Source organism: Shinella oryzae, from assembly GCF_023038235.1.
Taxonomy (GTDB): Bacteria; Pseudomonadota; Alphaproteobacteria; order Rhizobiales; family Rhizobiaceae; genus Shinella; species Shinella sumterensis.
Genome location: NZ_CP081987.1, coordinates 1,816,183 through 1,834,453 on the forward strand (window position 1 = coordinate 1,816,183; position 18,271 = coordinate 1,834,453).

Below are 18,271 nucleotides of genomic sequence, written 5' to 3' on the forward strand. Positions count from 1 at the left end.
ATTGGCGCTGCCCTGTCCAGCGCCAATCGCGGCTCCTCGGCAGCATTTCGGCGTGCCTATTCCGCCGCCTGCGGCAATTGCGGCTCCTCGCGGCGCTCGATCGTCGCGGCATGCTGCAACTCCGCGGCAAGGCGCCGCTCCTCGTCGGCATGCGGGCTGGTGAACCGCGCGATGACAAGGTAGGCGACCGGCGTCAGATAAAGCGTCACGACGGTGGCAAGGCCAAGACCACCCACCAGGACCCAGCCGAGCGAGATGCGCGCTTCCGCACCGGCGCCGCTCGCCAGAATGAGCGGCACGGCGCCGACGACCGTGGCGATCATCGTCATCAGGACAGGGCGGAGGCGGATATTCGAGGCGTTTTCGATGGCGCTGCGGATATCCTGACCGCGGTCGCGCAGCTGGTTGGCGAACTCCACGATGAGAATGCCGTTCTTCGCCATGATGCCGACGAGCAGCACCAGTCCGATCTGACTGTAGATGTTGAGCGACGTCCCCGTCGCGACCATCGCGAAGACGGCGCAGGCCAGCCCGAGCGGCACCGTAACCATGATGATGATGGCGCTCACGAAACTTTCGAACTGCGCGGCCAGCACCAGGAAGATGATGACGAGCGCGAAGCCGAAGGTGATGATGAGGCCGTTGGAGTTTTCCTGAAGCGTTGCCGCTTCCGCCAGCGGCAGCACGCGCGAACCCTCCGGAAGCAAGGGCTCGGCCATCTCGCGCACCAGCTGGAGCGCCTCGCCGAGCGCCAGGCCGTCCTTCAGGCCCGCCGAAAGCGACACGGCGCGCAGCTGCTGCTCGCGTGACAGCTGCGGCGCGACGGCCTTCTCCTCCAGCGTGGCGATGGACGACATCGGCACGATCTTTCCGTCCCCGGTCTTCAGGAAGATATTTTCCAGGTCCGTCGGATCGTTGATCGGCGTGGTGGTCGAGGAAAGCTTGACCGGATAGGACTGGCCCTCGACATAGACATCGACGACGCTGGTGCCTTCCAGCATGGCCTGCAGGGCCGCGGAAAGACCGGTGATATCGATGCCGAGATCGGCCGCGCGCTCGCGGTCGACGGTCACGGAGAGCTGCGCCTGGTTGGCCTCGTAATTGAGGCGTACATTCTGGAAGCGCCCACTGTCTTCGATCTTGCGCACGAGTTCGGCCGCGGCATTGCCGAGCTTGGTATAATCGTTGCCGACGAGCGCGACCTGAAGGCCGTTGCCAGCGCCGCGGATGCCGAGGCTGTTCGGCTGCGTGACGAAGCTGCGCACGGACGGCACCTCGGCGACCGCCGTGTTGATGTCCTGCACGATCTGCTGCTGGCTGCGGTCGCGTTCGCTCCAGGGCGCCAGCGTCAGAACCATGAAGCCGCTGTTGGTCGAGCCGCCCTGCCCGGAAATCGAGAAGATGTTGACGATCTCGCCCTTGTCGTAGAGCGGGCGCAGCTTGCCCTCGATGCGCCGCATCTGGTCCTGCGCATATTCGAGCGACACGCCCTGCGGCGCGTTCACGCGCAGCATCACCATGGACCGGTCCTCTGTCGGCGTCAATTCCGACTTGATGGTGAAGAACGAGGTCGCGCCCGCGGCCGTGAAAAGCAGTGCGACAACGAAGACGATGACGGGGGCGCCGAGACAGGCGCTGAGGGTGGAGCGGTAGAAGCGCGAAGCCGCGCCGCCGATGCGCGCGAGCAGGCCCGTATGCCCATGCGTCATGTCCTTCGTCAGCATGCGGGACGCGAGCATGGGGCAGAGCGTGAGCGCCACGAAGGAGGAGAGCAGGATCGCGAAGGCGAGCACGAAGCCGAATTCGCGGAACAGCCGGCCTGCCTGTCCGGGCAGGAAGGACAGAGGCACGAAGACGGCGGCGAGCGTTGCCGTCGTCGCGATGACGGCGAAGAACACTTCAAGCGTGCCGATAATGGCGGCCGCGCGCGGCTTGAGGCCCTCGGCGCGGCGGCGCACGATGTTTTCCAGCACCACGATGGCGTCATCCACCACCAGCCCCGTCGCCAGCACGATGGCGAGCAGCGTCAGGATGTTGACGGAGAACCCGGCCATGTAGATCGCCGCGATGGTGCCGATCAGCGCGATCGGCATGCTGATCGTCGGGATCAGCGTCGCGCGCCAGTCGAGCAGGAAGAGGTAGATCACGAGCGTCACGATGAGGACGGCGACCACCAGCGCGATCTCCACCTCATGAATCGCGCCGTCGATGAAGACCGCATCGTCGCTCGTCACCTTGAGTTCGGTTCCCGGCGGAAGCACGTCGCCGAACTGCCCGATCATGGTCTTCACACCCGCGGAAATGTCGAGCGTGTTGGATTGCGCCTGACGGATGATGCCGAGGCCGATGCCCGCCCGGCCGTTCGAGCGCAAGGCGGTCGAGCCATCGTCGGGGCCGAGCGTCACCAGCGCGACATCGCCAAGGCGCACGTGGTTCTTCAGGATGAGGTTCTCGAAATCGGCGGGGGTGGCAAGGTCGGCCGTCGCCCGAACCGTAATGTCCTGGCTCTGGCTCTTCAGCGAACCGGCGGGCACGTCGAAGGCCGCCGTCGCCAGCGCATTGCGCAGGTCGGCCACGGTCAGCCCGCGCGCGGCAAGCCGCGACTGGTCGACGTCGACCCGGAAGATCTTTTCCTGATCGCCGTAGACGACCACGTCGGCGACGCCTTCCACGGAGGCGAGACGGTCGGTGATCTCGTTATTGGCGAGCAGCGTCAGGTTTTCGAGCGACTGCGTATCGGAGGTGAGCGCAAGCCGCATGATCGGCTGGCTGTCGGCATCCGCCTTGACGACGCGCGGTTCCTCGGCGCCATCCGGGAGGTTGTTCGCCACGCGGCCGAGCGCGTCGCGCACGTCGTTTGCTGCCTGGTTGACGTCGGTCGTGTCGGAGAACTGAAGCGTGACGCGGCTACGACCGAAGGACGACGTGGAGGAAATGTCCTTGATGCCCTGGACGCGCGAGACCGCCCCCTCGACGATATCGGTCAGTTCACGGTCGACCGTTTCGGGCGACGCCCCGTCGAAATCGGTGGTGACGCTGATGACGGGCTGGTCGACCGAAGGAAGCTCGCGGATCTCGACGCCGTTGAAGGCGGCAAGCCCCGCGACCACGATCAGCGTATTGAGAACGAGCGCGAAGATCGGGCGGCGGATGAAGAGCGCGGTAAACCCCGCCTTGCCGCCGCCATTCGCCTCCACCGCATCGCCCGACATCACGAACCCTCCGTGCCGGCGGGGGCCTGTCGCTCCGCGGCAGTGCGCACCGCGCCGCCCGGCCTGAGCGTCTGCACGCCTTCGACGACGACGGCATCGCCATCGGCGAGGTCGGCCTTCACGAGCACCTTGTCGGGATTGCGCTGGACGATATGCACGGGCACGCGCTCCACCTTGTCGCCGCTGACGCGCCAGATGAACGACCCGTCCGCGCTCCACTGCACGGAAAGCGGATCGACGCTCGGATAGCGGTCGCCGGCAAAATGCATCGTCACCTGGAAGGACATGCCCGCGCGCAGCAGATCCTGCGGGTTTTCGATCTGGGCGCGCACGCGCAGCGTGCGGCTTTCCTGGTCGATACGGTTGTCGATCGCCTGAATGGTGCCGGTGAAGGTTTCACCCGGACGCGCCACGGCGGTGGCCGTGACTTCACCGCCCACGCGGATGTTCGTCGCGAAGCGCTCCGGCACCCAGTAATCGACGAGGATCTTCGAGCGGTCGTCGACGCGTGCGATGGCGGACGTGGTCGTGACGTAATCACCGGGATTGACCGAGATGATGCCGACCGTGCCGGCGAAGGGCGCGGTGATGTCGCGCCGGCTGAGCATGAGTTCGGCGTTGCGCAAGGCCAGCTCCGCGGCCTTCAGCGCGGTCTCGGCATCCTGCAGATCGGCCGCGCTGGTCGAGGAGCGCAGGTTGGTCAGGCGCGTCACCTTTTGGGCAGCGCTTTCACGAGCCACACGGGCCTGATCGGCCGCGATCTTCTGCTCGTCATTGTCGAGGCGGGCGATCACCTGCCCCTGCTCCACCCGGCTGCCGGATTGAACGAGAACCTCCGTCAGGTTGCCGGTGGCATAGGGCGTTACCGTCACCGAGCGGATCGCCTCGCCGTCGCCGATGGCATTCAGCCGGTCGTTGACGAGCGCCATGGCGACGGGCTTGGTCACCACGAGCGCCGGGCCGCCGCCGAAGCCACCGCTCCTGCCGCCGCCTTCGCCGCCCGCCTGCCCGTTGCCCTCACCGGCCGGCGCAATCGCAGCGACCACCGTCTCCGGCAGGCCGGCGGCCTCCAGAACACCGTTCGCACCCGGCACGAAACGGCCCCAAAGCAGCACGCCGGCCGTAATGACGCCGACGCCAAGAAGGAGCTGTTTCCAAACCCGCATGCACTCTCTCTCCGATGACAAGCAAACCGCGACATGTTGCGTCGCGACATAGGGCGAGTATCCCGATTTGGAAATGAACCGGCAATGAAAGAATCCGATCATTACGGAATTGTAAGATTGCCCGGCCGGTTCGTTACAGGACGGTAAGACGCCGGGGAGAAAAGTTTCCCGTTCGCCGCCTCTTTGAGCATGGCGTAATCTGGATCATGGCACGGCTTGTGATAGCGTCCCTACCGGCCAATTTGTCGTCCGTGGCCGGCACGCATCCTTGGGGACGCATCAAACGAGAGGGGAAACTCATGTGTGACGCCTGCGTCATCGAATCCGTCAAGAACCGCATGCTTTCGCGCCGGGGCTTCTTCCGTGCGGCGGCAGCCGGCGCGGCGACCGCCGCCGTAGCCAGCACGGGTGCGCTCAGCCCCGCCCTTGCACAGGCACCGACGAAAGCGACCGACCTTACGCACGAACTCTACGAGGAATTCCCGACCTTCTTCGGCGACCAGCAGTTCTGGCGCGAGCAGAAGTTCAATTACAAGGAACACAAGTTCAATCTGTTCGAGCTGCGGGTGAACGAACACACCGGCACCCATATCGATGCCCCCCTGCACTTTTCCGAGGACGGCAAGTCGGTTGCCGAGATCCCGGTTTCCGACCTCGTCGTGCCGCTCGCCGTCATCGACATCCGTAAGAAGGCCGCCGAGAATGCCGATGCGCAGCTGACGCCCGACGATATCAAGGCCTGGATCGCGACGAATGGCGACCTGCCGGATAAGGCCTGCGTCGCGCTTCTGTCCGGCTGGGACAAGCATCTCGGCACGGACAAATTCCGCAACGCCGACAGCGAGGGCAAGATGCACTTCCCCGGCTTCCACGTCGAAGCGGTGCAGTATCTTGCGGAAAACTCGACCGCCGTCGGCATCGCCGTCGACACGCTGTCGCTCGACTACGGCATCTCACCGGATTTTGCCACGCACTATGCCTGGCTCGCCTCCGGTCACTGGGGGCTTGAAGCAGCCGCCAATCTGGATCAGCTTCCCGCCAAGGGCGCCACCCTGATCGTGGGGGCGCCCAAGGTGCGGGGCGGTACCGGCGGTCCATCCCGCGTCTTCGCCCTAGCCTGATGTCATGCGGCCGGCGGCACCACCGCCGGCCTCCTCCGGAGAATTGTCATGAGCACCATTACGCCCGCCGAAAACCTCGAAGCCGATCACCGCGTGAAGGCGGTGTTCGATGATATCCGCGCCACGCGCAAATCGGATTTCATCAACAACATGTGGCTTTATCTCGCCTTCGATCCCACCCTCCTGGAACGGACCTGGGCCGAAGTGAGGACCGTGATGGCGACGCCCTCGACACTCGACCCCCTCATCAAGGAAATGCTCTACATCGCCGTTTCGGTGACGAACGGTTGCAGCTACTGCGTCCACTCGCACACGGCGGCGGCAAAGGCGAAGGGGATGACGGACGCGCAATATGCCGAGCTGCTCTCGATCATTTCCCTGGCCGGCAAGACGAACCAGCTCGCTCTGGGCCTGCAGGTCCCCGTGGACAGCGTTTTCGATGCGGATGCCGCGAAGCCCTGACGGGCCGCCCTTTCCACAATATTCGCCTCGATCTTTTTGCCCGTGGAATAAAAGCAGAACGCAAAACTGGCCTTTCGGTCCCGAATCACTACATTGAGCCGCATGATGAGCGGTTACGACGATATTCCCTTCTTCGATGAAGACCCGCAGCTCGGCCCCAATCCGGCCGCACCCGTCCCGAAAGCGGGTGGCGGGTCGGGGCTCGGCATCGCCGCGCGCGCCATGGCGGCGCGCGACGCCAACCGCGCGCCCGATTATCTCTCCGGCCTCAACCCGGAACAGCGCGAAGCCGTCGAGACCCTGGACGGGCCCGTTCTTGTGCTCGCCGGCGCCGGTACCGGCAAGACGCGGGTGCTGACCACCCGCATCGCCCATATCCTCGCCACCGGCCGCGCCTATCCGAGCCAGCTTCTCGCGGTGACCTTCACCAACAAGGCCGCGCGCGAGATGAAGGAACGCATCGGCCTGCTCGTGGGCGGCGCCGTGGAAGGCATGCCGTGGCTCGGCACCTTCCATTCCATCGGCGTGAAGCTGCTGCGCCGCCATGCGGAGCTCGTCGGCCTTCGTTCGGACTTCTCCATTCTCGACACCGACGATGTCGTGCGACTGATCAAACAGTTGCTCCAGGCGGAGAACATCGACGACAAGCGCTGGCCGGCCAAGCAGTTCGCCGGCATGATCGACGGCTGGAAGAACAAGGGCCTCGACCCCGCGCAGATCCCGGAAGGCGATGCGCGCGCCTTCGCCAACGGCAAGGGCCGCGAACTCTACATTGCCTACCAGAACCGCCTGAAGACGCTGAACGCCTGCGACTTCGGCGACCTGCTGCTGCACCCGATCCGCATGTTCCGCGCCAATCCGGACGTGCTGGCCGAGTACCACCAGAAATTCCGCTATATCCTCGTCGACGAGTATCAGGACACCAACACGGCGCAATATATGTGGCTGCGCCTGCTCGCCCAGCGCCCGAAGGGCACGCCGCAGAACGTCTGCTGCGTGGGCGACGACGACCAGTCCATCTATGGCTGGCGCGGTGCCGAGGTGGACAACATCCTGCGCTTCGAGAAGGATTTTCCCGGCGCCAAGGTCATCAAGCTGGAGCGCAACTACCGCTCCACCGCCCATATCCTGGGTGCGGCCGGCCACCTGATCGCCCATAACGAGGACCGGCTGGGCAAGACCCTGTTCACAGACCGGCACGACCCCGACGACGACAAGGTGGTGGTCCACGCGGCCTGGGATTCGGAGGAAGAGGCCCGCGCCGTCGGCGAGGAAATCGAGCAGCTCCAGCGCAAGCAGCACAAGCTCAACGACATGGCCATCCTCGTGCGCGCCTCCTTCCAGATGCGCGAATTCGAAGACCGTTTCGTCACGCTCGGCCTCAACTACCGCGTCATCGGCGGCCCGCGCTTCTACGAGCGGCTCGAAATCCGCGATGCGCTCGCCTATTTCCGCCTCGTCAGCCAGCCGTCCGACGACCTCGCCTTCGAGCGCATCGTCAACACGCCCAAGCGCGGCCTCGGCGACACGACGATCCGCAACCTGCACGACTATGCCCGCGCCCGCGACATCCCCATGCTCGCCGCCGCCGCCGATATCATCGAGACCGACGAGCTGAAGCCGAAGGCTCGCAAGGCGCTGTTCGATGTCGTCACCGATTTCCGCCGCTGGCAATCGCTGCTGGAGACGATGCCGCATACCGAGCTTGCCGAGCAGATCCTCGACGAGAGCGGCTATACGGCGATGTGGCAGGCCGACAAGTCGGCGGAAGGACCCGGACGCCTCGACAACCTCAAGGAACTCATCCGCTCGATGGAAGCGTTCGAGTCCATGCGCGGCTTCCTGGATCACGTCTCGCTGGTCATGGATGCCGAGCAGAATGCCGACCTCGACGCCGTGTCGATCATGACCCTGCACTCGGCCAAGGGCCTGGAGTTCGAGACCGTCTTCCTGCCCGGCTGGGAAGAAGGCCTGTTCCCCCACCAGCGCTCGCTCGATGAGGGCGGCCGCTCGGGGCTGGAGGAGGAACGCCGCCTCGCCTATGTCGGCATCACGCGCGCCAAGCGCCGCTGCCACATCTGGTTCGTCTCCAACCGGCGCATCCACGGCCTGTGGCAATCGACACTGCCGTCCCGCTTCCTGGACGAGCTGCCGGAAAGCCATGTCGAAGTGGCGGAGGTCGAGCAATCCTATGGCGGCTATGGTCGCGGGGGCGGTTATGGCCAATCCCGCTTCGACAAGCAGGAGCCGTTCCAGAACGCCTATTCGACGCCCGGCTGGCGGCGCGCGCAGGCAAACCGCACCGACGCGACGCGCGACAACTGGGGCTCGCGCTCGGGCCATGCGGTCGAACGCGTCGGCTATGGTGAAAGCGGCCCGCGGGGCCGCACGATCGAAGGAGAGCTCATCGCCAAATCGGCGACAAGCGAGCCCTCGAAATTCGCCATCGGCGACCGCGTGTTCCACCTCAAGTTCGGCAATGGCAATGTCGCGTCGATCGAGGGCAACAAGCTGACCATCGACTTCGACCGCGCCGGCCAGAAGCGCGTGCTGGACGGCTTCGTCGAGAAGGCCTGACGGGGCCGACAGCGGCCCCGTGGCTTATCGAGGGATCAGGATGCCTTGCGCATCGTTCCGAGGCGCGCCGAACGCTCCTCCGGCGTCCAGATATCGCCGCCGTCGCGACGACGGGCGCGGCGGTTGAGCTGGAAGCGGTTGACGAGATCGCTCAGCTTGACCGCGCCTTCGGCCAGCGTCTGGCTTGTGGCGGTCGTGTGCTCCACCATCGCGGCGTTTTCCTGCGTGATGCGGTCGACATCGGAGACGGCAGCGCTGATCTCCTCGAGACCGGACGCCTGCTCTGCGGCCGAGGTCGCGATGGCATCGACATTCTCGTTGATCTTCTGCACGAAGCTGCCGATTTCCTGCAGTGCCCGGCCGGTTTCGCCGACGAGGCGAACGCCATCTTGCACTTCCGCGCCTGAATTGGTGATCAGCGTCTTGATCTCGCGCGCGGCTTTGGCGGAGCGCTGAGCGAGCTCGCGAACCTCCTGCGCGACGACGGCAAAGCCCCTGCCCGCGTCCCCCGCACGCGCCGCCTCCACACCTGCATTGAGCGCCAGCAGATTGGTCTGGAAGGCGATCTCGTCGATGACGCCGATGATCTGGCCGATCTCGCTGGAGGCGGCCTCGATGCGCTGCATCGCGCTCACCGTATCGTTCACCACCTGCGCCGAACTGCTCGCGGAAACGCGCGCATCCTGCACGAGCTTGCGCGTCTCGTGCGTGCGCTCGGTGGAGGAGCGCACGGCAATCGTCGCCTGCGTCAGGGCTGCGGCCGTCTCCTCCAGCGCAACGGCCTGTTTGCGCGTGCGCTCGGAAAGCTCCTCGGCAGCCTTGCGCATGTCCTGGCCGCTGCGGTTCTGCACATAGGTCTGGTCGAGGACGAGCGAAAGCGTCTCCTGGAAGGCGGCGATCGAATTGTTGAAGTCGCGCCGCAACGGTTCGAATTCACTGACGAAAGCGTCGTCGATGGTAACGCGGATGTTGCATTCGGCCAGCCGCCCGAGCCCCGCGCCGATCTCCGAAATTGCGCGCACGCGTTCCGTTACGTCGGTCGCGAACTTCACGACCTTGAAGACCTTTCCGTCGGCATCCAGGATCGGATTGTAGGAGGCCTGGATGTGGACGCTGCTGCCATCCTTGGCGATGCGGGTGAACTGGTCCGAAACGAACTGGCCCTCGGCAAGCCGCGCCCAGAACCGCGCATAGTCGGGGCTGTCGACATAATCGCGCGTGCAGAACATGGAGTGATGGCGGCCGACGATTTCCGAAAGGCTGTAGCCGAGCGTCGAGAGGAAATTGGCGTTCGCCGTGAGGATGTCGCCCTTGGGCGTGAATTCGATGACCGCCTGCGCGCGGCCGAGCGCGGCAAGCTTGCCCTCGTCCTCAAGCGCCTTGCGCTTCAGGACCGTGATATCGGTCGCGAACTTCACGACCTTGTAGGGTTTGCCGCCGCGAAACACCGGATTGTAGGATGCCTCGATCCAGATTTCATGGCCGTCCTTGGCGATGCGCCTGTACTGGCCCCGGTCGAAATTGCCTTTCGCCAGATTGGCCCAGAAGGCGGCGTAAGCTGCCGACGCCGCCTCGTCAGGCGCGACGAAGATGCGGTGGCTCTTGCCGACGATCTCCGGCAGCGTGTAGCCAACGGCCTCAAGAAAATTCTCGTTGGCGTGGAGGATGCGGCCTGTCAGGTCGAACTCGATGATCGCCTGCGAGCGGTTCACCGCCGCCAGAACGGCGCGTGCATTCATTCCGAAATCAAAAGTAGCCACGTAGCACCCCAGACGAAACGCGAAACGCCGCGGTCCAATCCGCGGCTGACCAGAAATCGCCTAAAATTCTTAGCGTTTGCTAAACCACGGCAGCCGGAGAGCTGACATTTGATAAAAAAACCGGCGTGCCGGACGACGGGACGTGGCGCACACACCAAGACCGGCGCCATGGCGCCGGTCTTGGTAGAAGGAAACGGAATGGCTCAGGCGCCCGCCTTGCGATAGAGCGCCGCCAGCTGGTTGCGCGAGGACGGCAGTTCCGGCACCACGACCAGCATGGTGACGTGGCCACGCTTGAAGGCGTTCAGGAAGGGCTCGTAGTTCTGGAAGGCCACGCAGCCATGCGATCCCTTCTGCCCGCGCAGCAAGTTGGTGTGGGTGAGCAGGCCCGTGCGGTTCTTCGGATCGCGGCCATCGACCGACAGCATGCGGATCGCCTCGACGCCGTGGAAGCGGCTTTCGCGCATCCGCAGGCGATAGATGCCGGCCGGCGTCGGACCGTTCATCTTGACGTGCTCGTAGCGCGGGTTGTCACGCATCTTGCCGATGCCGGAATGGGCGCGCAGCTTCGTGCCGTCTGGCATGTGGACCGTGGCGTTGGAGACATCGTAGATCGCGACGCGCGTTCCCTTGCCCGGCCAGCCGGACCCGCTGCCCTTGCCCTTGAAGAGATCGCCGAACAGCGAGCGCTCCGGCTTGGCGAAGGCGACGTCCTCGTCCTTGTCCTTCGCCTCGTCGCGCTTGGCGCGGGCGACCGGCTTTTCCTCGGCGGCCGGCTTGCGCTCGATCGTCACCGTCTCCAGCGCCGGCCGTGCCTCGGGCAGCGGGATCGACGCCAGGAAATCCTCGTCTTCGTCCTCGGCTTCCGGCTTCGCCATGACGAGGCCGAACGGCTGGACGTTCTTGCGCGAAGAATCGTCGGGCAGCAGCGCGGTCACCAGCGCCGGCTGGCCCGTGATCGCCTTTTCCTGCTCGACCGAGCGTTCGGCGCGGGCAAAGGCCGCCTCGATCATCATGGCCTTCTGCTTCTCGCGCTTGACGGCGGAGGCGAGCTGGACGGAAATCTTGCGCTGATGCGCGGCCTGGATGGCCTCGGCCGTCAGCTGCTTCTGGCGGATATCGCTTTCCGACGGCGGCGACAGGCGCGAGAATTTGGCGATCTTCAGATTGCGCTCGGCCTGCATCTTTTCGGCCGAAACAGGTTGGCCGGGAAGCGAGAGGGCAAGGTGCTTCTTGCTCTGCGAAAGCGATGACGCCGCTTCCTGCATGGCCCCGAGCGTCGAGACGACGGCCCAGGCGGACCCGGCGATAACGCCGCAGGCAAGCAATGCGCTGACAAGAATGCCACCGGGGCGACCCCGACGGGATTTCGACGCGGAACGCGCGGAACTGTACACAGACGCCATGATACTCGTTACCCGATACTCGTTACTCGGCGCGGCCGCAGACGACATCCTGCGGAAGCCATTACGCTTGCGGCGGGCGGGGCGGTGCGCCTCCGGTTCCTGCCGATCGGGTAAAGAATGACGAAATATGGTAAGCAATTCCTTTACGGCGCCCCATGTTTTTGCGGGAATAGGCCCTGTGGGCGCTCATCGCCCGGCAAGGCTCCCTGTCATGGAAATGCGGCGCTCGCGTGTCCGCGCTGCCCGGCTCCCTAGAACTGGGGATGCCGGCCGAGCCAGTCCGTCGCCTTCTCATAGCGCGCGGCCATGGAAAGCACGTCCCGATCCGCCCGGGCAGGGCCGATGATCTGGATGCCGGCGGGCAAGCCGTTCGCGCCGAAACCGGCCGGCATGGCCGCGACGGGAAGACCCGCGAGCGTCGGGCCGATGACCACCTCCATCCAGCGGTGGTAGGTGTCCATCGAGCGCCCGTCGATGCTCTTCGGCCAGTCCAGTTCGGCATCGAACGGGAAGACCTGCGCCGACGGCAGGACCAGGAAATCGTAGCGTTCGAAAAGGCCGGCGACGTATCGATACCATTCGCTGCGCCCGAGCGAGACCGCGTAAACGTCCCCTGCCGACAGCCGCTGGCCGTTCTCGACCTCCCAGATCATCTCCGGCTTCATGCGCGCGCGGCGCGCGGGGTCGGCGTAATCCGCCGCCTGCCCGTTCGATACGAGGAAGTGGCGCAAGGTGCGCCATGTCTGCCAGAGCGCCGCCATGTCGAAGCCCGGCGCCACGTCCTCGACCGCGCAGCCGAGCCGCCGGAACACGTCGAGCGAACTGCGGCACAGCTCCAGCACACCGGGCTCGAACGGCAGGTAGCCGCCGAAATCACCGAGCCAGCCGATGCGGGCGCCAGAGAGGTCCCGCTCCCTATCGGGGGAAAGGTCCTCATCGGCAAGCGACAACGGGTCGCGCGCATCGTATCCGGCCTGCGTGGCCAGAAGCGCGGCTACGTCGGCGACGGTCCGCCCCATCGGCCCGTTCACCGCAAGCTGGCCGAGGAAGAGTTCCGCACCCAGCGACGGCACGCGGCCGAAGGACGGGCGAAAGCCGACCACATTGTTGAAGGCGGCTGGATTGCGCAGCGAACCCATCATGTCGCTGCCGTCGGCGACCGGCAGAAGATGGGCAGCGAGTGCCGCCCCGGCGCCACCGGACGACCCGCCCGCACTCTTCGTCGTGTCGTAGGGATTGCGGGTCACGCCGAAAACCGGATTGTAGCTGTGCGAGCCCAGGCCCATTTCCGGCGCGTTCGTCTTGCCGATGATGATGGCGCCGGCAGCACGGATGCGCTCGACCTGGATATCATCGTAATCGGGCACGAAATCCGCGTAGTTGGCCGAGCCGAACGAACAGACAATGCCCTTGGCCTCCGCGAGGTCCTTCACAGCGAAGGGAATGCCGTGCAGCCAGCCGCGATAATCGCCGGCGGCAAGGGCCCGGTCGGCCGCCTCGGCCTCCGCCAGCAGCGTTTCGGCCGGCCGCAGGCTCACGATGGCGTTGATGCGGGGATTGATGGCCTCGATCCGCGACAGGTAGGCCGTCATGACGCTTCGGCAATCGAGCCGTCGTTCGGCGATGGCGGTGGAAAGAGCGAGGGCGGAAAGGTCTGTGATGTCCTGCAAGGTCTGCTCCGGCGATCTGGTCGAGCAAGAGCTAGCAGGTGGAAAATCGGAGCGCCAGCCCGGGCATGAACGCTGCGGCGGGCGGGCGAGACGGACGCGGCGGATTTACATCGAAAACAGCGTGTCGGTGACAGGGCGCAGCCCGCGTCCAGGACCACGAACTGCTGGCCGCCATCATGGCGGTTGCATCACCTACGCCCGCGGCTTGCGAAAGGTCAATCCGCCGTCATGCCGGCGATGCGGAAGGGTTAGCGGGCGGTTAAGGCCTGTCCCGTTGAGCGGCGGGCGCTTGATCCGGCCGCGGTCCCTGCGGTGTGAGGTGTCGTGGGAAGACCGCCGCAACGAATGCGGAGGCCGCCTCCAGCGCCTTTTCGCGCGTCGTGCCGTCGCCCATCAAGAGGCGCAGCCACAGGCCTTCCAGCATGGCGCAGAGCGACAGCGCGATCGGCTCCGGCTGGTAATCGTAACCGCCCTCCGCCTTCAGTTCGGTGCATAGCGCAATGACCGTCTCGCGATATTTGACGTCGCGCGCGCCGCAGAGGGCCTGGTAGGTCGGACGCGACTTGGCCTCGCCCCAGAAGGCACCCCATGCGGCAATCTTGCGTTTCGTGCAAATCTTTCTGCTGAAATCCGCATGAACGAGCGCCCACAGCCGGCCGGCGACGCTGGGCCCCGCCTTCTCCAGAGCCGCCTGCCAGTTGTCGCTATATTCCTCCGACAGGAACTGCAGCGTGGCGATAAGCAGGTTTTCCTTGCTCTCGAAATGGAAGTTGACGATCCCGCGGGAAAGTCCGGCCCCAACGGCGACATCCGCCAGCGTCGTGTCGGAATAACCACGTTTGGCCAGCGAATCGATCGTCGCCTCGATGAGCTGCTGGCGCCGCGTCTCCCTGGAGGCCTTGCGACCGCGCTTCTCGCCGTCGATCGAGCCCTGTTCGCCCCCGCCTGCCCGCATCTTCGCCGTCACCTTGCCTCCCGGATCATCAAGCATACTGGTCATGGACGCCCACAGGGCCGCCATGGCGTGATGCAGCAGAGCGGGACAATGCTTGCCGCTGTCAAGAACCTTTTGACGACGCAGACAGGCGGGTTCGGATCAAAAAGGAGCGGCGTCGATGCCGCTCAGCCTGACGGCGCGGGCTGGGCATAGCTGGCGAAAAGCCGGCGCAGCGCCTCCTTGCCCTCCCCGGCAAGATCGAAGCGACGGCCAAACAGCAGCCATTCCGAACAGAGGCCCTTGATCACCCAGCGCAGCATCGATGCCGCCGAATGGGGCGTCCAGGTGCCGCCGAGCTTGCCTTGGCCATCGGCCTTCGCAAATGCTGCCTCCAGCGCCTGCATATGCTCGTCGTCGATATCGTTCTGGCGCTCGGCGATCGCGGCGAATTCGCCACTGTGGTCGCAGCGCAGGAGAATGGAGAGAATGCGCTGGCGGTGTTCGTCGGAAGCCAGCAGCTCCAGCCACTCCCGGCCCACACGCTCCAGCACGCCGAACACATCGGCATTCTCGGCTTCGAGCTCGCGTGCGATCAGCTCTTCCTGCGGCATGGGCAGGGAATTGTAGAGTTCCAGCACCAGATCCGCCCGGTTGGCGAAGTGCCAGTAGATGGCGCCGCGGGTCACCCCCGCGGCGCGCGCCACATCCTCCATGGAGGCGTGCGCAACACCTTTTTCGTAGAAGACCTTCTCGGCCGCGAGCAAAATCTGCTCGCGGGTTTCCTTGGCCCTGGCCTTGGTCCGGCGCATGCGGCTTACTCGGCCGGGTTGGTCGCCGCCGGAGCCGGCTCCTCCTTCTTTCTTCCGTATCCGAACAGCTTCATCACGAAGACGAAGAAGATCGGCACGAAGAAGATGGCAAGCACCGTCGCGGTGATCATGCCGCCCATCACGCCGGTACCGATGGCGCGCTGGCTGCCCGCGCTCGCACCGGTGGCGATCGCGAGCGGTAGAACGCCGAGCGTGAAGGCGAGCGAGGTCATCAGGATCGGCCGGAAGCGCAGGTGGCAGGCCTCGATGGTCGCATCGATGAGCGACCGGCCGTCCTCCATGAGCTCCTTGGCGAACTCGATGATCAGGATCGCGTTCTTCGCCGAGAGGCCGATGATCGCGATCAGGCCGACCTTGAAGTACACGTCGTTCGACATGTCGCGCAGCGTGACCGCGATGACCGCGCCGATGACGCCGAGCGGCACGACGAGGATGACCGCAAACGGGATCGACCAGCTTTCATAGAGCGCCGCAAGGCACAGGAAGACCAGGAGGATCGAGAGGCCGACGAGGATCGGCGCCTGCGAACCGGACTGGATTTCCTGCAACGACTGTCCGGTCCACTCATAGCCGAAGCCCGGCGGAAGCTGGGCGGCGAGCCGCTGCATTTCCGCGATGGCATCGCCCGAGGAGAAGCCCGGCTTGGTGTCGCCGCTGAAGCGGATCGACGGATAGCCGTTGTAACCCACCGTCTGCGTGGGAGCCCTCACCCATTCGGCGGTTGCGAAGGCCGAGATCGGCACCATGCCGCCGCTCGCGTTGCGAACGTTGAGGTTCAGGAGGTCGGCGACCTGCATGCGCTCGTTCTGGTCTGCCTGCACCGTCACGCGCTGCATGCGGCCGGCATTCGGGAAGTCGTTCACATAGGTGGAGCCGAGGTTGGTCGAGATCGTCGTGTTGATATCGGCGAAGGTCACACCGAAGGTGTTGGCCTTCTCGCGATCGATCATGACATTGACCTGCGCCGCGTCGGGCATGCCTTCCACACGCACACCGGCGACGATATCGCTCTGCGCGGCGAGGCCGAGCAGCTGCTGGCCGGCGGCCGACAAGGCTTCCTGGCCAAGACCGCCACGGTCCTGCAGGCGGAAGGAGAAACCGCCAGTCGTGCCCAGGCCCTGGATCGGCGGCGGCGACAGCGCGAAGCTGATCGCATCCTTGATCTGGCTCATCGCCATGCTGGCCCGCCCGGCGATCGCCTGCGCGGCATCTTCAGGCCCGCGTTCGCTCCAGTCCTTCAGCGTCACGAAGGCAAGGCCGGCATTCTGGCCCGCACCGAAGAACGAGAAGCCGTTGATGCCGACGATCTTGTCGACCGCAGCCTCCTGCCCGAAGATCTTCTCGGTCTGGCTGAGCACTTCATCCGTGCGGTGGCCGGTCGCTTCCGAAGGAAGCTGCATCATGACGATGACGAAGCCCTGGTCCTCATCCGGCAGGAACGAGGACGGCAGTTTCATGAACATGTAGCCGAGGCCCGCGAGGATCGCGAGGTAGATGATCATGAACCGGCCGGCGCGACGAACGAGCCAGCTGACGCTGCCGCTATAGCCCTTCGACGTACGGTCGAAGCCGCGGTTGAACCAACCGAAGAAGCCGCCCTTCGCGTGATGATGCCCCTTCGGCACCTGCTTCAGGAAGCTGCCGGCAAGCGCAGGCGTCAGCGAGAGCGCCAGAAACGCCGAGAACAGGATCGACACCACCATGGTCAGCGAGAACTGCTGGTAGATGACGCCCACCGCGCCGGGGAAGAAGCCCATCGGAATGAACACCGAGGCGAGCACCAGCGTGATGCCGATGACGGCGCCGGTGATCTGCTTCATCGCCTTGCGGGTCGCCTCCTTCGGCGGCAGCCCCTCTTCCGACATGATGCGCTCGACGTTTTCGACGACGATGATGGCATCGTCGACGAGAATGCCGATCGCGAGCACCATGGCGAACATGGTCAGCACGTTGATCGAGAAGCCCATGGCGAGCATGACGGCGCAGGTGCCGAGCAGCGCGACGGGAACGACGAGCGTCGGAATGATCGTGTAGCGGATGTTCTGCAGGAACAGGAACATCACGAGGAACACGAGACCCACGGCCTCCAGCAGCGTGTGCAGCACCTTCTCGATCGACACCTTCACGAAAGGCGAGGTGTCATAGGGGATCGAGTATTCGAGGCCCGGCGGGAAGAACTTCGACAGTTCGTCCATGCGCGCCTTGATCGCTGCCGATGTCGACATGGCGTTGCCGCTCGGCGAAAGCTGCACGCCGATGGCGGCGGAAGGCTGGCCGTTGAGGCGCGTGGAGAACGAGTAGGTCTCGCCGCCCACTTCCACGCGCGCAACGTCGCGCAGGCGCACGGCCGAACCGTCCGCATTGGCGCGCAGCACGATGGCGCCGAACTCTTCCGGCGTGGTCAGCTGGCCGCGGATGTTGACGGGAGCGGCGATCTGCTGGGTGATCGGATTGGGCTGCGCGCCGATCGAACCCGCTGCGATCTGCGCGTTCTGCGCCTGGACAGCGGCCGTGATGTCGGCTGCCGTCAGGTTGAGGCCGAGCATCTTGGCGGGATCGAGCCAGATACGCATGGAACGCTGGGTGGAAAACAGCTGCGCACGGCCGACGCCGGGTACGCGCTGCACTTCCGAGAGGATGTTGCGGTTGAGGTAGTCGCCGAGACCGATCGCGTCCATCGAGCCGTCGGTGGAGGTCAGCGACACGATCAGCAGGAAGCCCGAACCGGCTTCCTCGACCTGCACGCCCTGGCGGCGGACCGAGTCGGGAAGACGCGGCTCGACGCGGCTGACACGGTTCTGCACGTCCACCGAGGCCTGCGACGGATCGGTGCCCGGCGCGAAGGTGATGTTGATTTCGGCCGAACCCGACGCACTCGAGGTCGATTCGAAATAGAGCATGCCTTCCACGCCGTTCAGCTCATCCTCGATGAGCTTGGTGACGCTCTGGTAGGTGTCCTGCGACGACGCGCCGGCATAAGAGGTGGAAACGGAAATCTGCGGCGGAGCGACATCCGGATACTGCGAGATCGGCAGCAACGGGATGGAGATGGCGCCTGCGATCATGATGAAGATCGCGACCACCCAGGCGAAAATCGGCCTGTCGATGAAAAAACTGGGCATCGTTGCGG

Annotated in this window: 11 protein-coding genes; 3 read left to right on the forward strand and 8 right to left on the reverse strand. The window is 65.1% G+C overall.

The genetic code is table 11. The features are described from left to right. Positions 1–56 precede the first annotated feature (56 nt). On the reverse strand, positions 57–3,212 hold the full coding sequence (locus tag K6301_RS09015; RefSeq protein ID WP_247216262.1) for an efflux RND transporter permease subunit: 3,156 nt from the start codon (positions 3,210–3,212) through the stop codon (positions 57–59). Continuing rightward, a complete protein-coding gene (locus K6301_RS09020; RefSeq protein WP_247216264.1) occupies positions 3,212–4,378 on the reverse strand; it encodes an efflux RND transporter periplasmic adaptor subunit in 1,167 nt (388 codons plus the stop codon). The genes K6301_RS09015 and K6301_RS09020 overlap by 1 nt, the downstream gene beginning before the upstream one ends. Before the next feature lie 299 nt (positions 4,379–4,677). Here K6301_RS09020 and K6301_RS09025 point away from each other — a divergent pair, with 299 nt between their 5' ends. The 3 genes from K6301_RS09025 (at position 4,678) to K6301_RS09035 (ending at position 8,538) form a co-directional block, all read left to right on the forward strand. Next, positions 4,678–5,499, forward strand: coding sequence for a cyclase family protein (locus K6301_RS09025; protein WP_247216266.1), 822 nt, complete (start codon positions 4,678–4,680; stop codon positions 5,497–5,499). A gap of 48 nt (positions 5,500–5,547) precedes the next feature. After that, the gene (locus K6301_RS09030) at positions 5,548–5,961 is read left to right on the forward strand and encodes a carboxymuconolactone decarboxylase family protein (RefSeq protein ID WP_247216268.1); all 414 of its coding nucleotides are present in this window, start codon (positions 5,548–5,550) and stop codon (positions 5,959–5,961) included. A gap of 102 nt (positions 5,962–6,063) precedes the next feature. After that, a complete protein-coding gene (locus K6301_RS09035) occupies positions 6,064–8,538 on the forward strand; it encodes an ATP-dependent helicase (protein ID WP_247220553.1) in 2,475 nt (824 codons plus the stop codon). A 35-nt stretch (positions 8,539–8,573) separates the two neighbouring features. Here the strand turns inward: K6301_RS09035 and K6301_RS09040 are convergent, their stop codons facing one another. The 6 genes from K6301_RS09040 to K6301_RS09065 all read right to left on the reverse strand — a co-directional run bounded on the left by K6301_RS09040 (position 8,574) and on the right by K6301_RS09065 (position 18,263). Continuing rightward, positions 8,574–10,277 (reverse strand): methyl-accepting chemotaxis protein, encoded by a 1,704-nt coding sequence (locus tag K6301_RS09040; protein ID WP_247220556.1) that lies wholly within the window; start codon positions 10,275–10,277, stop codon positions 8,574–8,576. Between the two features lie 224 nt (positions 10,278–10,501). Continuing rightward, positions 10,502–11,704 (reverse strand): tlde1 domain-containing protein, encoded by a 1,203-nt coding sequence (locus K6301_RS09045; RefSeq protein WP_247216270.1) that lies wholly within the window; start codon positions 11,702–11,704, stop codon positions 10,502–10,504. Between the two features lie 251 nt (positions 11,705–11,955). Next, entirely contained in the window at positions 11,956–13,374 is a 1,419-nt protein-coding gene (locus tag K6301_RS09050) for an amidase (protein WP_247216272.1), read from the reverse strand. Positions 13,375–13,633: 259 nt separating this feature from the next. Further along, entirely contained in the window at positions 13,634–14,329 is a 696-nt protein-coding gene (locus tag K6301_RS09055; RefSeq protein WP_247220559.1) for a TetR family transcriptional regulator C-terminal domain-containing protein, read from the reverse strand. Positions 14,330–14,496: 167 nt separating this feature from the next. Beyond that, positions 14,497–15,120, reverse strand: a complete 624-nt coding sequence (locus K6301_RS09060; protein ID WP_247216274.1) for a TetR family transcriptional regulator — start codon at positions 15,118–15,120, stop codon at positions 14,497–14,499. A 5-nt stretch (positions 15,121–15,125) separates the two neighbouring features. Continuing rightward, positions 15,126–18,263: an efflux RND transporter permease subunit gene (locus tag K6301_RS09065; protein WP_247216276.1), complete on the reverse strand. Its 3,138-nt coding sequence runs from the start codon at positions 18,261–18,263 to the stop codon at positions 15,126–15,128. Positions 18,264–18,271: the final 8 nt, after the last annotated feature.